Here is a 20430-nt window from a genome sequence, read left to right as displayed (position 1 = left end):
TGGTCCAGGCGGTCCGGCAGAAGTCGCCGGAGCCGAACGCCATCCTCCGCAAGTACTGTTCGCTGTTCGAGCCCAGGGATCGGGAGGCTTTCGGCCAGTTCGTCCTGGAGTCGTGGCTCCACGAGGACACCCGGCTGATCGACCCGGATGAGGCCCACCGCCAGGCGGTCGCCGAAGCCCAGCAGATACACCGGGCGACCTCCCAGTACTACGCGTTGACTCAGCGCGCCGGAAAGACCGTCGAGGAGATCACCGAGTCGATCCTGCCCCGCTGGCTGTCGACAGTGGCCGGGTCGGCAATCGGGAGCAAGGGCCTGCTGGCGGTCGCCGCGGCGTGCACCGCCGAGCGGGCGGCCCCGGCGGTCTCCCGCTACCTGAAGGCCTACTACGGGACCCGCGCCGCCCAGGGCAAGGCCCTGATCGGGATGCTCGCCTGGGTCGACCACCCGAGCGCCACCCAGCTGATGCTCTCGGTCGGAAGCCGATTCCGGACGAAGAGCTTCCAGGAGGAGGCGATCCGGCAGGCCGAGGCCCTGGCCGAACGCAACAACTGGACGCTGGCCGAGCTTTCCGACCGCACTGTCGACTCGGCCGGGTTCGACGAGGACGGCGAGATGGAGCTGGACTACGGAGCCCGAAAGTTCACGGCCCGCCTGATGGCGGACCTGACCGTCGCCCTGTTCAACGAGGACGGCAAGAAGATCGCGAACCTCCCCGAGCCGCGCCAGAGCGACGACCCGGAGCTGGCCAAGGCGGCCAAGAAGACCCTGCCGGCCGTCCGCAAGCAGATCAAGAGCACGGTGGAGCAGCAGACCGACCGGCTCTACGAAGCCCTCTGCACCGAGAGGGAGTGGTCGTTCGAGGACTGGGACGTGTACCTCAACCGGCACCCCGTGGTGCGCCGGCTGGTCCAGCGGCTCGTGTGGGTCGAGATGGACGGCGACCAGGCGGGGCGGGCGTTCCGCCCCATGGATGACGGCTCTTTGACCGATGCTTCCGACGAGGAGGTCGAGCTTGCGCCGGAGGCCCGGGTGCGTCTGGCGCACGACTGGCTGCTCGACGACGCCGAGGTCGGGCGCTGGCAGCAGCACCTCGCCGACTACGAGGTCAAGCCGTTGTTCCAGCAGCTCGGCAAGGGCAGGTACCGGCTTCCGGCCGGCAAAGCGGATGAGGTGAAGATCTCCGACTTCGAGGGCCACCTGATCGAGTCGTTCACCCTGAGGGGGCGGGCGACCAGGCTCGGGTACACCCGGGGGGCCCCCGGCGACGGGGGCTGGTTCCACACCTACGTCAAGCGTTTCCCGACGCTCGGCCTGGAGGCGATGATCGAGTTCACCGGCAGCCCGCTGCCCGAGGAGAGCCGGACGGTGGCGCTGATCTCGCTTTCGTTCGCCGACGACCGGGGCGGGGAGCACTGGCAGCGCCCGGCGCTTCCACTGTCGAAAATTCCGAAGATCCTGCTCTCCGAGTGCTACACCGATCTCAAGCTGATCGCAGGCGAAGGCAAGGGGTTCGACCCGGATTGGCGCAAAAAGACGGAGTATTAAACCCGTGAGCGACACCCGGATACTTCGCGCGCCTGCGGAGCAGACCTACGCGGCCGAGCTGGCGGTCCTGGCCGGCAGGGACGAAGGCGACCGGCCGCGGGGTTGGCGGCTGTCGCCCCGCTCGGTCCGCAGCTTCATCGTCGGTGACCGAAAGCGCGCGATCTCCCGAAAATTCTACGGCGACGACGCGCTGATCGACAGGTGCATCGTCACCCTGATGAGCAACCGGGGCCTGCTTCTGGTTGGGGAGCCGGGGACGGCGAAGTCGATGCTGTCAGAGCTCCTGGCTGCAGCGATCTCGGGCGACTCGGTCACCACGATCCAGGGGACCGCCGGCACCACCGAGGACCAGATCAAGTACACCTGGAACTATGCCCTGTTGCTGGCCGAGGGGCCGACCCTGCAGGCGCTGGTGCGGGGGCCGATGTACAAGGCGATGGAGCAGGGCTGCATCTGCCGGTTCGAGGAGGTCACCCGGGTCCAGCCCGAGGTCCAGGACAGCCTGATCAGCCTGCTGAGCGACAAGGTGATCCACGTCCCCGAGCTGAGGGGCGGCGAGTCGACGCTGTTCGCCGCCCCCGGCTTCAACGTTCTGGCGACCGCCAACATCCGGGACCGGGGGGTCCACGAGATGTCGAGCGCTTTGAAGCGCCGGTTCAACTTCGAAACCGTCCGGCCGATCTCCGACCGCAAGCTGGAGGTCCAGCTGGTCCGGGAGCAGACCGAGGCGCTGCTGCTCCAGGCGGGGGTCGAGGTGGAGTTCGCGCCCGACGTCGTCGAGTTGCTGGTCGGCGCCTTCTCGGATCTGCGGCTGGGCGTGACGTCCGAAGGGGTGGTGGTCGAGAAACCGACGGCCGTTATGTCGTCCGCCGAGGCGGTGGCGGTCGGCTACGCCGCCTGCCTGGACGCCCACTACTTCGGTAGCGACGGGGTCGGCGGGGAACACGTCGCCCGCCAGCTAATCGGCACCGTCCTGAAGGACAACCCGGAGGACGGCGCCAAGCTGCGCCACTACTTCGACGTGGTGGTCAAGCAACGGGCGCAGCGCCAACCGCAGTGGCGGCGGATGCTGGATGCCCGGCGCGAGCTCGACCGCTGACGCCGGCGCCCCGCCGGGGCCGCTGCCGAGCACCGAGGAGGTCCGGGCTCTAGCGGCAGGCCTGGTCACCCCGGAGCTGGTCGTCTTCCCGGTCAGGCACCACAGCCCGGGCTGCGCCTGGCAGCTGCGACGGCTGTTCACCGACAACCCGCCCAGCGTGGTGCTGGTCGAGGGCCCCCGCTCGTTCACCCCGATGGTGTCGCTGCTCACCCACCCCGAAGCCCGCATGCCGCTGGCGATCTACTCATACTCGGTGTCGAAGTCGGGGGCCGAGGCGACCGAGCACCGGCGGGCCGCCTACTACCCGTTCTGCGACTACTCGCCCGAGCTGGTCGCCCTCCGGGAGGCGCAGGCCCGCAACATCGCCTGCCGGTTCATCGACCTGGATTTCTCCGAGCAGTGCCTGCTGGAGTCCCGGGCGGGCTCGGCAGAGGAGCCGGTCTCCCTGCTGGACGAGGGCCACTTCGGGCGGAGCCGGTACCTGCAGGTGCTTGCGGATCAGCTCGGCTGCCGGGACCACGAGGAGCTGTGGGAGCACCTGTTCGAGGTGGGCGCGCACAACCTGACGCTGTCCGAACATGTGGCCCAGGTCGCCGCCTACTGCTTCCTCGCCCGTTCGGAGTACAGCGAAGCCGAGCTGAAGCGCGACGGGACTCTGGCCCGGGAGCAGGAGATGGCGTGGCACATCACGCAGGCAGTAGCCGAACGGCCTGAGGGTGCCGGGCCCGTGCTCGTCGTTCTGGGCGGGTTCCACGCAGTGGTGATCCCCGACCTGCTGGAATCCGAGATTCGCCGGCCGTCCGTCTCGCGCTCGTCGGTCACCCGGGACGAGTCGGCGCTGATCCGCTACAGCTTCGAGCGGCTCGACCGGTTGAACGGCTACGCCTCCGGCATGACCTCGCCGGCGTGGCACCAGCTCATCTGGGACCGGACGCTGGCCTCCCAGAAGGCCGGCCACGACCCGTCGCCCCGGCGCCGCAGGGACGCCGCCCTCAAGCTGCTGTTCGACATCGCCCAGGAGCTCCGCAAGAAGCACGGTTTGTCGCTCCCGATGCCGGCGCTGGCGGCCGCCTACGAGCAGGTCCTCCGGCTGGCTGCCCTGCGGAGGCGCCCGGCCCCGGTCCGGGACGACCTGGTCGATGCGATAACCAGCTGCTTCGTGAAGGGCGACGCCGACGGGGACGGGGCGCTGATCCTCGCCGTCACCCGGCGGACGCTCAGCGGCAAGGAGATGGGACGGGTGCCGCCGGGGGCCGGGACGCCGCCGCTGGTCCGGGACTTTGCGCTCCGAGCCCACCGGCAGCGCCTGAAGATCGACGCCCCCGAACGCAGGAAGGTGGTCCTCGACCTCTACCGCCGGCCTCCCCACCGGACGACCAGCCGCCTGCTCCACGGCCTGGCCTACCTGGGCGTCCCGTTTGCGCGCCGGACCGCCGGGCCCGACTTCGTCAGGAGCATCGGGCTGGACCGGTTGCAGGAGCACTGGGAGTACTCCTACTCGGTCGCGACCGAGGCGGCGCTGGTGGAGGCGTCGATGTACGGCGTCACCGTGCCGATGGCCGTCGCCAACCGGTTCGCCGCCCGGATGGACCAGCTCGACTCGGCGGGTCACCGGGACGCCCGGGCGGCTGCGGGAACCTTGACCGAGGCGTGCACGCTCGGCCTGCACGACCACCTGCCCCGGGTCCTCGGGTCGCTCCGGGCAGCGGTCGGCGCCGACCCGGACTTCGAATCGGTCGCATCGGCGGCCGGGACGCTGGGCCTTTTGTGGGAGTCCCGGGAGCCGCTCGAGGCCCGGGACGTAACCGAGCTGCCCGAGCTGCTGAGGGCCGCTTACGACCGGGCGACCTACCTGGGCCGCGAGCTGCGGGGGGCCCCGGACGACGGTGCAGCGGCGGTCACCGGCCTGGTCCGGCTCCGCGAACTGCTGATCAGCGACGGCGGCCGGGACCTGGACGCATCGTTGTACTGGGGGACGGTCGGCTCCCTGCGGGTACATCACGAGCTTCCCCTGATCCGTGGGGCCGCCACCGGGTTGTTGTACGCCGCCGGCCGCTTGAGCGACGAAGAGCTGGCTTCCGCGGTCGAGGGCCACTTCACCGGTCTCAGCCGGGCCCGGGAGGCCGTGTCGTTCCTCCGGGGCCTGCTGCAGACCTCCCGCGAAGCGGCGTGGCAGCAGCCGTCGCTGCTGAACGTTCTCGATCGCCTCTTTCGGGAGTGGGACGACGAGGCTTTCGTGGCCGCCCTCCCCGAGCTGAGGCTGGCCTTCGCCGAGATGACCCCCAAGGAGACCGACCGCATCGCCCAGGCGGTCGCCCGGCTGCATGGGGCCTCCGGCCTTGGGCCGCTGGTGCGCTACGACCTGACCGAGTCGGACGTGGAGGCGAACCTGGCGCTCTCGGCGGCGGTCCGGGAGGTCCTGGTCACCGACGGTCTCGGGGAGTGGCTGTCGTGAGCGAGCTCGACCGCTGGCGTCTGGTCCTCGGCCGCTACGCCGGCCAGCAGCTTTCGGAAAACGAGCTGGAGGGCGCCGCCGAGCGCATGGACCGGGCCCTCGAGTACCTTTACGGCCGGGAGTACCAGGGGCGGGGGCTCCGTCCCGACGACTCCCACGGGTCGCTGGACCCGTCGCAGCTGACCCTGGTCACCTGGCTCTCCGAAGTGCGGGAGCTGTTCCCGAACGACACCGTCGAGGTCATCGAGAAGCACGCCCTCGACCGGTACGGCATGACCGAGCTGGTCACCGACCCCAAGATCCTGGAGCGGTTGGAGCCCAACCAGCAGCTGCTCCGGACGCTGCTCACGCTCCGGGGGCACCTGAAGGGCGAGGTTCTGGTGATCGCCCGCCGGATCATCGCCCAGGTGGTGGAGGAGATCCGGCGCAAGCTGGAGTCGGAGGTTCGCCGCACCCTGTCGGGCCGGCTGAACCGCTTTCGCCACTCGCCGATGGCGATCGCCCAGAACTTCGACGCTCTGGGCACCCTCCGGGCCAACCTCCAGCACTACGACGTGGATTCCGGCCGGCTGGCCGTCGAGCAGATCAAGTTCTTCGAGCGGAACACCCGCCGGCTGCCCTGGGACATCATCCTGTGCGTCGACCAGAGCGGCAGCATGGCCGACTCGGTGATCCACAGCGCGGTCATGGCGGGGATCCTCTCCGCCCTGCCGGCGTTCCGGGTGAAGATCGTGATCTTCGACACGAGCGTCGTCGATCTCAGCGAGTACGCCGACGACCCGGTGGAGATGTTGATGAAGGTCCAGCTCGGGGGCGGCACCGACATCGGGCAGGCGGTCCGCTACTGCAGCCAGCTGGTCGAGGTTTCCCACCGGACCGTTTTGGTGCTGATCACCGACTTCTGCGAGGGGGCCCCGCCCGGCGAGCTGATCCGGGCGGTGAAAAAGCTCGCCGAGGGGCGGGTGAAGCTGCTAGGACTGGCGTCGCTGGACGGTCAGGCGCACCCGGTGTACGACCGTACGATGGCGGAACAGCTGAGCGTGTGCGGGATGGAGATCGCCGCTCTGACCCCCCAGCGCCTGGCGCAGTGGCTGGTGGAGGTCGCATCGTGAGCGCAAGCGTTCTGGCCGGGCTGGTCGAGCTGCTCAGCCGTTTCGACGACGCGGCGTACGAGGCGCTTGCCAGCCGGGGGCTCGTGCGCCGGGCCCGCAAGGACCTGGAGAAGCTGCAGGTCACGGTGGTGGAGGAGGAAGTGGGCGACGTCGTCGTGGCAGTGGGGGAGCACCGGGTGACGATGGACGCCCGGGGCCCGGCGCACGCGAAGTGCTCCTGCCCGGCCGGGACGGTGTGCCAGCACATCCTGGCGGCGGCGATGGGCCTCAGCCGGGCCGGGGTCGCAGCGCCCGCCGAGCCGGATGCCGCCGAAGCGGACCAGGAATCCGGGCCGCAGCCGCCGGCCCAGCCTGCCGGGGCACCTCCGGCGCCCGCCGAGCCGGACCCCGTCGCCGTGCTGAGGGGCGAGCTGCTCGGGATCGATGCGCCGGCTCTCAAGAAGCACGCCGGTGTCGCCGGCTATCGCTGGGCGTGGCAATTCGTTCAGGACCTCGACCCAGAGGCCGTAGAGATCTCGGGCGACCGCAACCTGGTGGTGCGCTTCACCCGCCCCCGGATGACGTTCCGCTACCCGGGAGGCGGCGTCGAGAACCTGATCCTGGACACCAAGCTCGCCGACCCCCGCAAGTACCGGGTGGCCGCGGTGCTGGCATTCCAGGCGGCCAACGGCGTTGCGATAACCGCTCCCGACCCGCCCAGGACCAGCCCGCAGGCGCTGGACCTCGGAAAAGACCACGCCGTAACGTCGGGCGAGGCTACACAGGACGCCCGGGTGCGCCTGCTGGCGGCGGCCCGCCGGTTGATCGCCGAAAGCGTCGAACTCGGCCTGTCGCACCTGTCGCCGGGCATCGAGCAGCGGTACTCGACGCTGGCGGTGTGGTCCCAGGGGGTCGGGTTCCACCGGCTGGCGCTGATCCTCAGGCGGATCGCCGACCACGTCGAGTTGCTCCTGGAGCGGACCGGCGGCGCCGACGAGCACCGCTTGCTAAACGAACTGGCGATTGCCTTCGGGCTGGTCCGGGCGCTGGAGGCCGCGGCCGCCCGTGGGGCCGAACCGGCGCACCTGATGGGCCGGTCCCGCAGCCGGTACGACGAGGCCGGCACCCTCGACCTGATCGGGGTGGGCGCGATGCCCTGGCGGTCGGCGTCGGGGTACGTCGGGCTGACTATGGTGTTCTGGTCGTCTGCCGACCGCAGCTTCTTCACCTGTACCGATGCCCGTCCCGAGACGATGAGGGGTTGGGACCCGGTCGCCCGCTACCTTGCCGAGGGGCCGTGGAGTGGCTTGGGGTCCCCGGCCGAGGCCACCGGACGGCTCGTCACCCTTACCGGCGCCCAGATGAACGACGCAGGCCGGCTGTCGGCCGCCTCCGGCATCTCGGCGATCGTCCGCGAGCTCCCTCCGGACTCCAGCCTGACCGAACTGCTCGACCAATACTCGAACTGGGCCGACCTGACGCGGGACCGGGCGAAGCTGCGGCGAAGCCTTCTCGCCGAGCCCGAGCCGGTCAAGGACTGGGTGGCCCTAGCCCCCTCCGAAATCGGCCCCGCCCGGTTCGACGCTGCGCGCCAGACGCTGGTCCTGCCACTGCTGGACGGCGCCGGGGAGCGGATCAGCTGCGAGCTTGCCTACTCGGATCTGACTGCGCACGCCATCGGGCGGCTCGAGGAGATGGCGGCCCAGCCGCTTGCAAAGGGAACGGTTTTCGTCGTCAGGGTGCGCGGGTCACGTGGAACACTGGCCGCCGAACCGTTGAGTGTCGTGCTGCCGGAGGGCGGCGACCGCAAGGTGGACGCGCTGCACTTCGACGACGCTCCGAAACGGCGCCAGGTCTCCCGGCTGCTGTCCCGCCTGCGGCCCGCCGCCCCGGCGCATGTTCCTGCCGGGCTGCCGCCAACCCCGCGGCCGGCGATCCTCCCGGCCATCACCGAGCTGAAAACGTGGCTGCAGGGGCAGGCGGAGCGGGGGGTCGCCGAGGACTTCGACGCCCACGCGGCGTCCCACCTGCGTGCCAGGCTGGACCGCGCCTCCGCCGACGGCCTGACCGCCCTGCCCGGAGGCGAAGGCCCGGGGCCTTCGTCGGAACGGCTGCTGGCCGCCCACTACGTATGTATGCAGTACGAGCGGCTGATCGACGACGCGGTCTAGGCACCAGTTCCGAAGGCGCCATTTCGGGTGGGCCGGGAAGTGAAGGTCCACCCGAATGGCTGGCCTTGCACCCGATATCGAGCGCTTCGGCGGAATCGAAAGTCCGGTATTCGACTCAGTCGGTGGCGGCGGCCATCAGCGCGACGGACATTGGAGCCGAACCTGTCGGTGTGATCTTCAGGGTCGCGTTGTGTAGGCCGATCGTTTGAGGACGGAACTCGATTCCCAGAGTGCAGGTTCCCAACGCCGGGATTCCGGCGGCGCAGGAACCGGCATTGACCACGAACCCGGTCCCGCTTTGGCTCGGGTCGACAATGGCAACCTTCTCGAGATGGAGCGGCTCGGTTCCCAGGTTGGTCACCTCGACGTTCTTTACCGGAGCCCGCGCCCCAACCGGCTGCTCGAACGCCAGGCCGGCGGGCGATGCAACGGCTGCCTCGGCGATTACCCCTTCCGAGCCGGAGTCATCGTAGGCGGCCCCCGTCGCCCGAACTCCGGCGCTTCCAAGGTTGACTGCGACCGCCAAAGCGGCGGCCGTCAAAAGGATTGCGACGGTCGCCGTGAGACTCCCTGCCGGCAGCGGAACCCTGGAAGCACGACCAAGACGCCATCCAACCGGAATGGCCGGCCTGCTGCTGGTCTGCATTTTGTTCTCCCAATCTCCCGAAAACCCGTTCGTCGGATTCTTCCCGAGCGTGTGCTCCAGGGAAATAGGGAATGATGCCCAAATGTTGGGCCTAAAGTACCCAGTTTCAGCCGGCGACGGGCACGTACCTCTTAATGAAGATGGCCAGGCTGTCGGTCAGGAACTTGGTCCGGCCGATCTCCTCCGGCTTGGCCGGCTTGCTCCAACTGGCGTTGGTCAGCACCGCCGTGGAAACGATCTCCCACCCGTTGGTGGCCAGCTTCTGGGCAATCGGGTTGAGGCCGCTGACCTCCTCCTTGCCGATCATGGCGACGTAAGTGTCCTCCTCGTCGCTCCACACCGCAACGACGCACCCCTGCCGGAGTGTTGGCTCCATTTCCGCTCCTCGATCTCGCTCTATCCGCAGATTTAACGAGACTAGGCGATCTACCGGGGTCCTGGCTTGGTACGCTTAAGACAGACCCCGTAAGACCCGTGAGGAACAACCATGTCCATTTCAGAGCAGGATGCGTCGCAAGCTCCGGCATTTGCCGAGAAGAAGGTTTCAGAGTCGCCGAGGGTTAGGCGGCTTTCGATCGAACCGCAGCGCCAGTCCATCCGCATGACCGCCGACCGCATCCTGGTCAGGTCCCCCAAGGAGATCGGCGACCGCAAGAGCCGAGGCGGGATCCTGATCCCGGCCACCGTCGACTCCGAGACCAAGAAGGCCGTGTGGGGCGAGGTGGTGGCAGTCGGTCCGATGGTCCGGACCGCCGAGGTGGGCGACCTGGTCCTCTTCGGTCCCGAGAACGCCTACGAGCTCGACGTCCGCGGTGAGGACTACGTCGCCGTCAAGGAGCGCGACATCCACGCCGTGGCCTCCGGCCGCACCGAGGGTACAACCGGCCTCTACCTGTAGGGGTGGAGCTGCCGGAGGAAGAGCCTCTCGGCCGGCTGAAGACCATGGCCGAGGCCCTTCCCGAGTGCGCCGTCGTGCCTTTCAAGCAACACGCGGCATTTGCCGTCCGCAAGCGCACCTTTGCCTGGTTCATGGTGGATCACCAGGGTGACGGGATGACCGTCCTATCACTGAAGGTGCCACCCGGCGAGAACCAGGCGATGGTCGCGGCCGAGCCCGACCGTTTCGTTCTTCCTGCCTACGTGGCCTCGCGAGGGTGGGTGTCGATCCGGCTGGACGTCCCCAACGTTGACTGGGACGAGGTCGCCGAGCTGCTAACCGACAGCTATCGCATGTACGCCCCGAAGTCCCTGGTCAAACAGCTGCCGCCGCCTCCGCAGGCTTGACCTTCTTCAGGCCGCCCTTCTTGGCCGTGGGCAAAGCCTCCTCGGCCCGTTTGTCCGCCCGGGTCTTCTGCATCCGCTCCGGGTGCGCCTCCCAGTAGTGGCGCCGCACCGCCGGCCCGACCGACCAACCCTCGGGTACCTCGATGGTTGCTCCGCACGTCTTGCACTCAGCCATTACAGCCTCCCGTGGTTCCTTGGCGATGGGAAGTGGCCTTCAACATAGATCGCAGGGGTGACAACTTTTTAGGGCCCGGCTGTCACAATGCAGCCCTGGGCGGTGCTGTAGGGGTATGGACGCAGAATCGATAACCCTTAGGAACACCGGGCCCTACCCTCTGATAGGGAAGTCGAGATCGATGACCGACGGATTCGAACGGCTCTTCAACGCCGAGTACCAGCGGGTGGTCTCAATCGCGGGCCGGGTCCTCAGGGACCGGTCGGAGGCGGAGGACGTAGCCCAGGAGGTGTTCCTGGACTTTTCCCGCAAGCACTCACCGATGGCGGACTACGCCCCGGCCTGGCTTCACCGGGCGGCTACCCACGCCGCTTTGAACCAGGTCCGAGGCCGTAAGCGCCGGGAGAGCCGGGAGCTGCACAACCACGCCGGGGAGGCCCGGTCGGAACCGGGCGCCGACGAGATGGTGGAGCGTTCCGAGGACCAGCGGATGATCCGGGAGGCTCTGGCCCGGTTGCCCAAAAAGAGTGCTGCTGTACTTGCTTTGAGGTCTAGCGGCCTGACCTACGCCGAGACCGCTGCGGCCCTGGGAGTTGGAGTCGGACAGGTGGGAACCATGTTGCGGCGGGCGGAAGCCCGGCTGCTGAAGGAGGTCCAAAAGTGAGACACATTTCGGAAGGGGTTCTCCGGCGCATGCTGGACCAGCCGCAGTCGTTCCCCGAGTCGGATCGGGCCCACCTCCAGGCGTGCGAAAGGTGCCGCTCCACGGCGGCCGCCATCGTCGGCGACGCCGGCAGGGCGGCCGTCCTGATGGAGGGCGCCGGCAAGGTTCCGGCCGACCCGGCAGCCGCACTGAAGAACCTCAGGAGCCGGGGTCTCAGCCCGCTGGCGGCCTCGTCGAACGCCCCCGTCTGGCGCTTGAGCGGCCTTAGGTCCCGCGGCGCACTTCGGCCGGCTATCGGTTTGGCCCTGGTAAGCCTCATGGGCCTGATGCTCGTCGGCACCGGAGTGGCCGGCAACCTGATCAAGATCTTCGAGCCGGACAGGATCGTCGGAGTTCCCGTCGACATGGAGTCGCTGAACTCCCTGCCCGATCTCAGCGAGTACGGAAACATCGCGATTGTGCAGGAGCCCGAGGACGCCCCCGCCGCCAGCCTGGACGAGGCAGCTCAGCGGACCGGGCTCAAGCTGTTGGTTCCCGCCAACCTTCCTTCAGGGCTGGGCGCCGAGCGCATCCACACGATCGGCCCCGGGCGGGGGTCGTTCACCTTCGACCCAGCAAAGGCCAAAGCGGCAGCCAAGGGCGACGATTTCACCCTGCCGCCTTCTCTGGACGGCAGCAGCCTGTTCCTGGAGGCGGGACCGGTCGTGGTCCAGATCTTCGGCGGACCGGCCGATGCGGCGGAGGACCGGGCGGCTCTCGAACAGGCGGCCAAGGCAACCGCCGCCCCGGAGCAGGCCGATGTTGCGAGCATGCTCGACAGCCTTCCCGACCTTATGATCGTGCAGATGAAGTCGCCTGTGCTCTCTTCCAACGGACCGTCGGTTGCCGATTTCAGGGACGCACTGATGACCCTGCCGAACCTGTCGCCGACCCTGAAGGCCGAGATCGAGGCGATCGGTGACCCCTCGGCCACCCTCCCGCTTCCCATCCCGGTCGACCTGGCGACCTCCGAGGAGGTCGACGTCAACGGCGTAACCGGCCTGGCAATCGGCGACAACACCGGCTTCGGCAGCGGCGTAGTCTGGCAGATCGATGGGGTGGTCAGGGCGGTAGCCGGACCGCTCACCCAGGACGAGGTGCTGGAGATAGCACGCTCCATGCGCTGATCTTGGAGGAATCCGCCCCGGAGGCTGATGCAGCAATACACACCGTAGGCCTGTCCAAGGCCTACGGTGTTGTGCGTGCGGTCGACGAGCTGTCGATGACCGTCCCCCGAGGAGAGATCTTCGGCTTCCTGGGCCCCAACGGCGCCGGCAAGACCACGTCGGTGAAGTTGTTGACGGGACTGTCCAACGCGACGAGCGGCAAAGCGTGGGTTCTCGGCAAGCCGGTGGGCGACGTGGCGACCCGGCGCCGAATCGGCTACCTGCCCGAGATGTTCCGCTACCAGCCGTGGATGAGTGCCCTGGAGGTCCTCAACCTGCACTGCGAGCTGGCCGATGTCCCCTCCTCCGAGCGCAGGGCCGAAACCGAGGAAGCCCTCGTCACCGTGGGGCTCGCCGACCGGGCGAACGACCGGGTGGTCACCTTCTCCAAAGGCATGCAGCAGCGCCTGGGACTCGGGGTCGCCCTCCTGGGCAAGCCGGAGCTGGTGTTCCTGGACGAGCCGACGTCGGCGCTCGACCCAGTCGGGCGCAAGGAGGTTCGGGACATCATTGTCTCCCTCCGCGACCGGGGCACCACCGTGTTTTTGAACTCCCACCTTTTGAGTGAGGTCCAACAGGTCTGCGACCGGGTCGCAGTGGTCGAACGTGGCCGGGTCGTGGCGTCGGGGACGATGCAGGAGCTTTTGGGCTCGGGCGAGGTCCGCATCCGGGTCACCGACCTGGACGAGGCCGGCATGCAGGCGATCGCCCCCTTCGGGACCGCCTCCTGGTCGGATGACCTGTTGACCGTGGTCGGCGTAACACCCGAACGGGTGCCGGATCTGGTCGCCGAGCTGGTCCGTGCGGGCGCCCGGGTCCACTCGGTCGAGCGGGGCCGGCAGACCCTGGAGGAGCGGTTCATCCAGCTGCTGGACCACTCGTGAAGAAGATCCTGCTGTTCGCCAAGCTCACCATTCGGGAGTCGATCCGCAAGAAGGTCGTCTGGGTTCTCGCCGCCCTGACGGTACTGGTGCTGATCCTCAGCGCGATCGGGCTCAACCGCCTGGTGGAAACCGGGATGGCCGAGGCCTCGGAGGGCGACATCAGAGGCGCCACCTCCTTCATCCTGATCCTCATCATGTTCGCCTACAGCTTCGTCCTGGCCCTCAGCGCCGTGTTCTTCACGGTGCCGGCGATCGCCGGGGAGATCGAGACCGGCACCGCGCTTGCGGTCCTGACCCGCCCGGTCAGCCGGGCGCAGTTCCTGCTCGGCAAGTGGCTGGGGCTGGTCGTCCTGGCTACCGTGTACGTGACCGTCGCCAGCCTGGCGGAGTTCGCGGTCGTCCGGCTCACCACCGGCTACGGGCCGCCCCACCCGCTCTCGTTCATCGCCTACATGGTGGCGGAGACAGTGGTCATCCTCAGCCTCGCCCTGCTGATCTCGACCCGCATGGCGCCGATCGCCGGAGGGGTGATCGTGCTAGGCGGGTTCATGCTCGCCTGGATGGGCGGGGTGGCGATCTCACTCGGCCGGCAGTTCAACGTCGGCGCACTCGTCACCGGCGGGACGGTCACCCGCCTGCTGATCCCAACCGACGGGATGTGGAAGGGCGCGGTCTACAGCCTGGAGCCGGCTGCCCTCATCGCCATGGCCCGGGCCCAGGGCGCCGACGGAATCGCAAACTTCCCGTTCTTCTCGCTCACCCCGCCCTCCCCGGCCTACTTGGCGTGGACCGTGTCGTGGGTGGCCGGCATCCTGGCCCTGGCGATCTGGAGCTTCCGCCGCCGGGAGATCTGACCGACCGGCCGAGGCTCGTCGGGTATCCTTGGTAGCCGCAAGCTCGTCCCCGGCAGCATTTTGGTGCCCGGCCGGTGCGCATAAGCCCCGTACGATTCGAGCATTCAGCGTTTGGAGAAGAGATGAAGTTGGTTGGCATCGACGAGGTTCGTGAGGCCCGGACCCTGCTGAAGGGCGTCGCCGAGGAGACTCCTCTGGAGCTCTCCCGAGCGGTCTCCGACCGCTGCGGCGGCACCGTCTACCTGAAGTGCGAGAACCTCCAGCGCACCGGAGCCTTCAAGATCCGCGGCGCCTACAACCGCATCGCCCGCCTGGACGACGCCGAGCGCGCAAGGGGCATCGTCGCCGCCAGCGCCGGCAACCACGCCCAGGGGGTGGCACTCGCCGCCCAGCTTCTCGGGGTGGAAGCCACCGTCTACATGCCCGAGGGGGCCGCCATCCCCAAGGTCGAAGCCACCTCCCGCTACGGCGCCCACGTGGTTCTCGAGGGCGACATCTACGACGAGGCCTTCCACGCCGCCGAGCGGTTCGCCGCCGACACCGGCGCCGTGATGATCCACCCTTTCGACCACGCCGACGTTATCGCCGGGCAGGGCACGATCTCGCTGGAGATCCTGGAACAGCTTCCCGAGACCGCGACGATCATCGTCCCGGTCGGGGGCGGCGGGTTGATCTCCGGAGTCGCGTGTGCCGCTAAAGCTTTGAAGCCGTCGATCAAGGTGATCGGGGTGGAGCCGGAAGGGGCGGCCAGCGTCAGCCGGGCGTGGGAGAACGGCGCGGTGATACCGCTCGACACCCTGTCGACCGTCGCCGACGGGCTCGCCGCACGCCAGGCCGGAGCGATCTGCCTCACCCACGTCCAGTCGTTTGTCGACGAGATCGTCACCGTCAACGACGAGCAGATAGCGGAAGCGCTCCTGCTGATCGCCGAGCGGGCCAAGATGATCGTCGAGCCGGCGGGGGCCGCCGGCGTGGCGGCGCTGCTGAACGGCGACTGTGACGTCACGTACCCGGTGGTGGTCCTGCTGTCGGGCGGCAACATCGACCCGCTGCTGCTGCTGAGGGTGATCCGGTACGGCATGGGAACCGCGGGCAGGTTCCTCTCCTTCGCCACCCAGCTTCCCGACCGGGCCGGCGAACTCACCCGGCTCTCCGGGGTGATCTCCGATTCCGGCGCCAACGTCATCGGCGTCGAGCACCGCCGGGACGGCGTGGCCAACCGGCTTCTGGGCGACGTCGAGATCACCATGCAGCTGGAAACCCGGGGGCCGGAGCACGTGAAGAGCGTGATCGCGCTTCTGGAGGAGAACGGCTTCAAGCCCTACGCCCTGTCGCTCACCTAAACCGGACTTGGGTCTGGATTTAGACCCCGCCGAGTAGGAGGATTTCCCCCAGGCAAATTTCAAAGGGGGCTGAAATGAGCGATTTCCTTAGCCGGCGAACCGGGCGCCGAACGGTGATCCTGACCGGCGTAGTGGCGATGTTCCTGGCCGGCATGGTTCCGGTTTCGGCTCGGAACCTGACGATTTCCGGAGAGTTCCGGAGCGAGCGCATCGCTCCACCGGCCTGCACCTCGCCGGTCGCTCTGTGCACGGCCGGAAGGTCGACCGGCGACGTCGTCGGTCCGTTCACCCTCACCGGCACCTCGATCATCCCCACGGCCCAGACCGCGACCACCGGCGTGGTGGCCTACACCGCCGACGTCGTCCAGCACACGAAGAACGGTGACCTGTTCTGCAAGGACACCGGGGTCACCAAGGTCGCGGGGGACGGAGCAGCGTCCAGCATCTGCGTGGTCACCGGCGGCACCGGCATCTACTCGGGCGCCTCCGGATACATCCAGTTCCAGAGCACCCTGATTCCGCCGATCAAGTTCGTAGGCACCTACCAGGGCAAGCTCACCGGCGTCGGGCGGGTCCCCGACGAGGGCGACGAGGACGAGGGCCAGGACTAGACGGAGCCTGCTGCTACGCTCGATGGGGTAGGTCGTTCCCATGGAGCCAGGAGGAAATCCCGCGAGCAGCCGAAGCAGGGTAGTGATAGTCGGAGGCGGTTTCGGCGGCATGGACGCCGTCAAGACGCTGGCCGACGCGCCGGTGGACGTGACCGTCGTCGACCGGCGCAACCACCACGTCTTCCAGCCCCTGCTCTACCAGGTCGCCACCGCCTCGCTGAACCCGAGTGAGATCGCAGCCCCCATTCGCCGGATCCTGCGGCGCCAGCACAACGCCGACGTGATCCTGGGCAACGTGGTCGGGGTGGACCGGGAGGCACGCAAGGTGCTGCTGGTCGACGGGGAGGTCGACTACGACCACCTGATCCTGGCCACCGGCGTCACCCACTCGTATTTCGGGCACGAGGAGTGGGCGGCCCACGCTCCGGGGCTCAAGACCATCAGCGACGCCCTGGAGATGAGGCGCAAGATCTTCCTCGCCTTCGAGGCGGCTGAGCGAGAGACCCACCCGGACCATCGGGACCGGTGGATGACCTTCGTGATTGTTGGCGCCGGCCCGACCGGGGTCGAGCTGGCCGGGGCCCTGGCGGAGATCACCCGGCACACCCTTCGGTCCGACTTCCGCCACATCGACCCCCGTGCCGCCCGGGTGATCCTGGTGGAGGGAGCCCCCCGGGTGCTGCCGGCGATGAAGCCGAGGCTGTCAGAGAAGGCCCGGGCCCAGCTTCTGCGGCTCGGTGTCCAGGTGAGGGTCAACGCCCAGGTGACCTGCATCGACGAGACCGGCGTCAGCATCGGCGACGAGCACATCTTCACCCACAACGTCTTTTGGGCCGCGGGCGTGGCGGCGTCACCGCTGGCAAAGACGCTCGGCGTGCCGCTCGACAAGGCCGGCCGGGTCCTGGTCAACCCCGACCTGACGCTGCCGGACGACAACCGGGTCTACGTAATCGGCGACCTGGCGAGCCTCCAGCAAAACGGCAAGCCGGTCCCGGGCGTGGCGCCGGCGGCGATGCAGATGGGCCGCCACGCAGCCGAGAACATCGAGCTGGCGCTGAGCGGCGGGGAGCGCAAGCCGTTCCACTACCTGGACAAGGGCACGCTGGCGACCATCGGCCGGGGCTCGGGCGTGGCCGACATCCGGGGCCTGCAGCTATCCGGTGTCGTGGCGTGGCTGTGCTGGCTGCTGGTCCACATCTGGTTTCTGATCGGCTTCCGCAACCGGTTCGTTGTGATGCTGGAGTGGGCTCGGTCCTACCTGACCTACGAGAAGCAGGCGAGGCTGATCACCGACGAGGTCAACGACCTGCTGGGTGAGCCGGACCCGGAGCCGGTGTCCGAGCCCGAAACAGTTCCCTAGCGGCGTATCACCCCGCCAAACGGCCTCGAAGGTTGGCTGATACGGCGCTTATGCCAGCTGCTGTGCCAGGACCTGCGGGTCTGAGGTCGGGGCTTTGCAGGCGAAGTGTTCGCAGACGTACGCCGTCGGTTGGTCCCTGATTGCGACCTTGTCCTCCAGCAGGGGCGATGCGATCCCCGGCGGGGACCCCGCCACCACCTTGTTGGGCAGGAAGCGGGACCAGATCTGCTCGATCAGGGGGTCGGCCTCAGGCCGCGCGCCGACCACGACGATCTCCTTGGGGGTCGACACGAAGAAGTCCAGGGCGGACAGAAAGCTGCATACGGCCTGGGGAACCCGGTCCATGTAGGCGGAGGCCCCCTTCATCACGGTCTCGGCCTTGGCGGTCAGCTCCTCTTCGCCGGTCAGCAGGGCCAGCCTTTGCATGACCAGGGCTGCCACCGCGCTGGGCGACGGCGTGACGCTTTCGATGATCTCCTTCTGCCGCAGGATGAGCTTTTCGTGATCGGAGCCGGTGCTGAAGAAGCCGCCGTTCTCCAGGTCCCAGAACAGATCCAGCATGGTTGCGGTCAGCTCCTTGGCCGCCTCGATCCACTGAGGGTCGAAGGTGACCTCCCACAGCGCCAGTACCCCCTCGGCCAGGTAGGCGTAGTCCTCGAGCATGCCGAGCACCCGGGCCTGGCCGTCCTTGTACGAGTGCATCAGGCGGCCGGCGTCGTTGCGGGCGTTGTCGAGCAGGAACCGGGCCGCCCGGGCCCCCTCGTCGATCAGATCCTGCCGGCCGAAGGCGGCGCCGGCCTCGGCGAAGGCGCATATCGCAAGGCCGTTCCACGAGGTGAGGATCTTCTCGTCCCGGCCCGGCCGTATGCGGACCGCTCGGGCTTCGAACAGCTTCTGCCGGGCTTCGAGCGGGGGGTCGTCCGATGCCGCCGTCAGGATGTTCGACCCCTCGAAGTTCCCGCCGGAGGTGACGCCGTAGTACTCGGCGGCCTCGGGGGCGATGGACATGAACTCGTCGTGGCTCCACACGTAGAACTTGCCCTCGTGGCCCTCGGAGTCGGCGTCCTCGCTGGCGTAGAAGCCGCCGTTGGCATCCTGCATGTCCCGGGTCAGGTACTCCAGCGACTCCCCCACCACCCGCTTGTAGAGCGGCGAGTGGTCGAGCTGCCAGGCCCGGGTGTAGAGCCGGGTGAGCTGGGCGTTGTCGTAGAGCATCTTCTCAAAGTGCGGCGTCAGCCAGTTGGCGTCGACCGTGTAGCGGGCGAACCCGCCGCCGATCTGGTCGTAGATGCCGCCGTAGGCCATCTTCTTCAGCGTGATGGATACGATCTCCCGGGCGGTCGGGTTGCCGGCGCCGGCCTGGCGGAGCAGGAAATCCAGCACCGGAGGCTGCGGGAACTTGGGGGCGCCGCCGAACCCGCCGTTCTTGCGGTCGAAGACCCGGGCCAGCGTGTCGACCGCCTCCGAGAGCAGCCTGGGCTCCAGGTTGCCTTCCGACTTGGGCGGCCGGTTTGCCTCTCCGATCCTGCGGACCAGCTCCTTGCCCTCCTCCAGGATCGCCGGGCCGTTCTCCGCCCACGCCTTGCTGATGCCTTCCAGGACCCGCTTGAAGGCAGGGAGGCCGGGGCGGTCGATCGGGGGGAAGTAGGTGCCGCCATAGAACGGGATGCCGTCGGGGGAGGCCCACACGCTCATCGGCCATCCGCCGTGCCCGGTCAGCGCCTGCACCGCGTCCATGTAGATGGCGTCGATGTCGGGGCGCTCCTCCCGATCGACCTTGATGCACACGAAGTTGTCGTTCATCACCTTGGCGGTCTCGGGGTTCTCGAACGACTCGCGCTCCATGACGTGGCACCAGTGGCAGGCGGCGTAGCCGATCGAGATGAACAGCGCCTTGTTCTCGGCGGCGGCCTTCTCCTGCGCCTCGGGCCCCCACGGATACCAGTCGACCGGGTTGTAGGCGTGCTGGAGCAGGTAGGGGCTGGTCTCGTCGACCAGGCGGTTCGGCTTGTTGCCGGAGGCGTCGGACATGGGGATTGGGAGCTTTCTGGGTAGAGTGCGAGTACCTCCAACCTAACCGAGGTGCAGCCCCAAAGTGGCTGCTGCCCTAGTCAAACGGTAACCGCGCCGCTACCATCGAAGCACCCTCAGGCTGGTCCAAGATCGGAGAAAACGTGACGGTTTCAGGCTTTCCAGAAACTCCTGCTGCTGCGCCGGTTGTCGAAGTAGCCTCGTGGGGCAGGCGTTTCGGGGCACTGATTATCGACAACATCATTCTCGGGATCCCGACCGGCATATTCGCCTTCGGCAAGGTCATGAGCGAGTTCTCCGATGCCGGCTTGCTCGACGGCGCCGAGCCCAGTGAGGCCGAGATGACCAGGGTCATGGAGAACATGACCGGGGACATGGTCATGTTCGGCCTGATTGGGACGATCCTCGGCGCTCTCTACTTCATCCTCATGCACGGAGGTCTCGGGCGGACCCTGGGCAAGATGGCCTTTGGGATCAAGGTCATAAAGGACGACGGCTCCCGCTGCGACATGGGGGCGGCCTTCAAGCGCGCGGTCGTCTACCCGATCGGCGGAGGCGTCCCCTACATCGGCTGGTTGGTCACCATCCTGAACGGCCTCTGGCCTCTCTGGGACGAGAGGCACCAGTCTTTGGGCGACAAGCTGGCATCCACCTACGTGGTCCGCAAGGAGGCGGTCGTGGGCCGCACCGTCCCGCTGGCGCCGCAACCACCGACGCAGAACCAGCCCCCCTTGACCTAGGCGGGCCTTCCCTCCACTTATTGTGTGCGCATGAACACGCAGAGTGGAAAATAGCTAGCCAAATGCTTCCAGTAGGACTACCATCGAGGTAACCGCGGGGCGGGCAACCGAATGGAGTTCCAATGTCGACGGCTGGTTTTGCTTACCCTGCTTCACCGATGGTTGAAGCCGCCTCATGGGCGAGGCGGTTCGGCGCCTATTTCCTCGACGGACTTCTGCTCGGGATACCGTTCGTCGGATTCATGATGGCACGCATGATGGGTGTACTTG

General features: G+C 68.0%; 19 protein-coding genes. 15 read left to right on the top strand and 4 right to left on the bottom strand.

Annotated features, from left to right (window positions below):
* The 5 genes from VFV09_04305 to VFV09_04285 form a co-directional block, all read left to right on the top strand.
* Window positions 1-1547: DUF4132 domain-containing protein (locus VFV09_04305; GenBank protein ID HEU4866933.1), on the top strand; the 1547-nt coding region annotated here is incomplete at its 5' end.
* A gap of 4 nt (window positions 1548-1551) precedes the next feature.
* Window positions 1552-2646, top strand: a complete 1095-nt coding sequence (locus tag VFV09_04300) for an AAA family ATPase (GenBank protein ID HEU4866932.1) — start codon at window positions 1552-1554, stop codon at window positions 2644-2646.
* Entirely contained in the window at window positions 2621-5101 is a 2481-nt protein-coding gene (locus tag VFV09_04295; GenBank protein HEU4866931.1) for a DUF5682 family protein, read from the top strand. Before VFV09_04300 ends, VFV09_04295 begins: the two co-directional genes overlap by 26 nt.
* Window positions 5098-6213, top strand: coding sequence for a VWA domain-containing protein (locus VFV09_04290; protein HEU4866930.1), 1116 nt, complete (start codon window positions 5098-5100; stop codon window positions 6211-6213). The genes VFV09_04295 and VFV09_04290 overlap by 4 nt, the downstream gene beginning before the upstream one ends.
* Complete coding sequence (locus tag VFV09_04285; GenBank protein HEU4866929.1) at window positions 6210-8363, top strand: SWIM zinc finger family protein; 2154 nt, start codon at window positions 6210-6212, stop codon at window positions 8361-8363. The genes VFV09_04290 and VFV09_04285 overlap by 4 nt, the downstream gene beginning before the upstream one ends.
* Before the next feature lie 115 nt (window positions 8364-8478).
* Here the strand turns inward: VFV09_04285 and VFV09_04280 are convergent, their stop codons facing one another.
* Both VFV09_04280 and VFV09_04275 read right to left on the bottom strand, forming a co-directional pair.
* Entirely contained in the window at window positions 8479-9009 is a 531-nt protein-coding gene (locus tag VFV09_04280) for a choice-of-anchor D domain-containing protein (protein HEU4866928.1), read from the bottom strand.
* Window positions 9010-9115: 106 nt separating this feature from the next.
* Window positions 9116-9385, bottom strand: coding sequence for a hypothetical protein (locus VFV09_04275; protein ID HEU4866927.1), 270 nt, complete (start codon window positions 9383-9385; stop codon window positions 9116-9118).
* A 111-nt stretch (window positions 9386-9496) separates the two neighbouring features.
* On the opposite strand from VFV09_04275, the gene VFV09_04270 reads away from it, so the two are divergent.
* Together VFV09_04270 and VFV09_04265 are read left to right on the top strand one after the other, a co-directional pair.
* Window positions 9497-9907, top strand: coding sequence for a co-chaperone GroES (locus VFV09_04270; protein HEU4866926.1), 411 nt, complete (start codon window positions 9497-9499; stop codon window positions 9905-9907).
* Window positions 9908-9909: 2 nt separating this feature from the next.
* Window positions 9910-10293 carry an MmcQ/YjbR family DNA-binding protein gene (locus VFV09_04265; GenBank protein ID HEU4866925.1) on the top strand — a complete coding sequence of 128 codons (384 nt, stop codon included), beginning with the start codon at window positions 9910-9912 and terminating at the stop codon, window positions 10291-10293.
* Here the strand turns inward: VFV09_04265 and VFV09_04260 are convergent.
* Entirely contained in the window at window positions 10262-10468 is a 207-nt protein-coding gene (locus VFV09_04260; protein HEU4866924.1) for a hypothetical protein, read from the bottom strand. The genes VFV09_04265 and VFV09_04260 overlap by 32 nt on opposite strands.
* Before the next feature lie 181 nt (window positions 10469-10649).
* Between VFV09_04260 and VFV09_04255 the strand changes: the two genes are divergently transcribed.
* From VFV09_04255 to VFV09_04225, 7 genes are all read left to right on the top strand, one after another.
* Entirely contained in the window at window positions 10650-11132 is a 483-nt protein-coding gene (locus VFV09_04255) for a sigma-70 family RNA polymerase sigma factor (protein HEU4866923.1), read from the top strand.
* Window positions 11129-12298: a DUF4367 domain-containing protein gene (locus VFV09_04250; GenBank protein ID HEU4866922.1), complete on the top strand. Its 1170-nt coding sequence runs from the start codon at window positions 11129-11131 to the stop codon at window positions 12296-12298. Before VFV09_04255 ends, VFV09_04250 begins: the two co-directional genes overlap by 4 nt.
* A gap of 2 nt (window positions 12299-12300) precedes the next feature.
* Window positions 12301-13221, top strand: a complete 921-nt coding sequence (locus VFV09_04245) for an ABC transporter ATP-binding protein (protein ID HEU4866921.1) — start codon at window positions 12301-12303, stop codon at window positions 13219-13221.
* The gene (locus VFV09_04240; GenBank protein ID HEU4866920.1) at window positions 13218-14075 is read left to right on the top strand and encodes an ABC transporter permease; all 858 of its coding nucleotides are present in this window, start codon (window positions 13218-13220) and stop codon (window positions 14073-14075) included. Before VFV09_04245 ends, VFV09_04240 begins: the two co-directional genes overlap by 4 nt.
* A 122-nt stretch (window positions 14076-14197) precedes the next feature.
* Entirely contained in the window at window positions 14198-15418 is a 1221-nt protein-coding gene (gene ilvA, locus VFV09_04235) for a threonine ammonia-lyase (protein ID HEU4866919.1), read from the top strand.
* A gap of 74 nt (window positions 15419-15492) precedes the next feature.
* Window positions 15493-16029, top strand: coding sequence for a hypothetical protein (locus VFV09_04230; protein ID HEU4866918.1), 537 nt, complete (start codon window positions 15493-15495; stop codon window positions 16027-16029).
* Window positions 16030-16069: 40 nt separating this feature from the next.
* Window positions 16070-17389: an NAD(P)/FAD-dependent oxidoreductase gene (locus tag VFV09_04225; GenBank protein HEU4866917.1), complete on the top strand. Its 1320-nt coding sequence runs from the start codon at window positions 16070-16072 to the stop codon at window positions 17387-17389.
* Between the two features lie 48 nt (window positions 17390-17437).
* On the opposite strand, the gene VFV09_04220 is transcribed toward VFV09_04225, so the two are convergent.
* Window positions 17438-19420 (bottom strand): thioredoxin domain-containing protein, encoded by a 1983-nt coding sequence (locus VFV09_04220; GenBank protein HEU4866916.1) that lies wholly within the window; start codon window positions 19418-19420, stop codon window positions 17438-17440.
* A gap of 143 nt (window positions 19421-19563) precedes the next feature.
* Here VFV09_04220 and VFV09_04215 point away from each other — a divergent pair, with 143 nt between their 5' ends.
* Window positions 19564-20160, top strand: a complete 597-nt coding sequence (locus VFV09_04215) for an RDD family protein (GenBank protein ID HEU4866915.1) — start codon at window positions 19564-19566, stop codon at window positions 20158-20160.
* Window positions 20161-20430 lie beyond the last annotated feature (270 nt).

This window comes from Actinomycetota bacterium (assembly GCA_035759705.1).
Classification (GTDB): domain Bacteria; phylum Actinomycetota; class CADDZG01; order JAHWKV01; family JAHWKV01; genus JAJCYE01.
This window is presented reverse-complemented; position numbering and strand designations above follow the sequence as displayed.

Bases quoted from the DNA above. Each gene is read 5' to 3' on its own strand.
- VFV09_04255 (HEU4866923.1), top strand. From the start codon at position 10,650: ATGACCGACGGATTCGAACGGCTCTTCAACGCCGAGTACCAGCGGGTG.
- ilvA (HEU4866919.1), top strand. From the start codon at position 14,198: ATGAAGTTGGTTGGCATCGACGAGGTTCGTGAGGCCCGGACCCTGCTG.
- VFV09_04270 (HEU4866926.1), top strand. From the start codon at position 9,497: ATGTCCATTTCAGAGCAGGATGCGTCGCAAGCTCCGGCATTTGCCGAG.
- VFV09_04275 (HEU4866927.1), bottom strand. From the start codon at position 9,385: ATGGAGCCAACACTCCGGCAGGGGTGCGTCGTTGCGGTGTGGAGCGAC.
- VFV09_04230 (HEU4866918.1), top strand. From the start codon at position 15,493: ATGAGCGATTTCCTTAGCCGGCGAACCGGGCGCCGAACGGTGATCCTG.
- VFV09_04220 (HEU4866916.1), bottom strand. From the start codon at position 19,420: ATGTCCGACGCCTCCGGCAACAAGCCGAACCGCCTGGTCGACGAGACC.
- VFV09_04225 (HEU4866917.1), top strand. From the start codon at position 16,070: ATGGAGCCAGGAGGAAATCCCGCGAGCAGCCGAAGCAGGGTAGTGATA.
- VFV09_04260 (HEU4866924.1), bottom strand. From the start codon at position 10,468: ATGGCTGAGTGCAAGACGTGCGGAGCAACCATCGAGGTACCCGAGGGT.
- VFV09_04295 (HEU4866931.1), top strand. From the start codon at position 2,621: ATGCCCGGCGCGAGCTCGACCGCTGACGCCGGCGCCCCGCCGGGGCCG.
- VFV09_04280 (HEU4866928.1), bottom strand. From the start codon at position 9,009: ATGCAGACCAGCAGCAGGCCGGCCATTCCGGTTGGATGGCGTCTTGGT.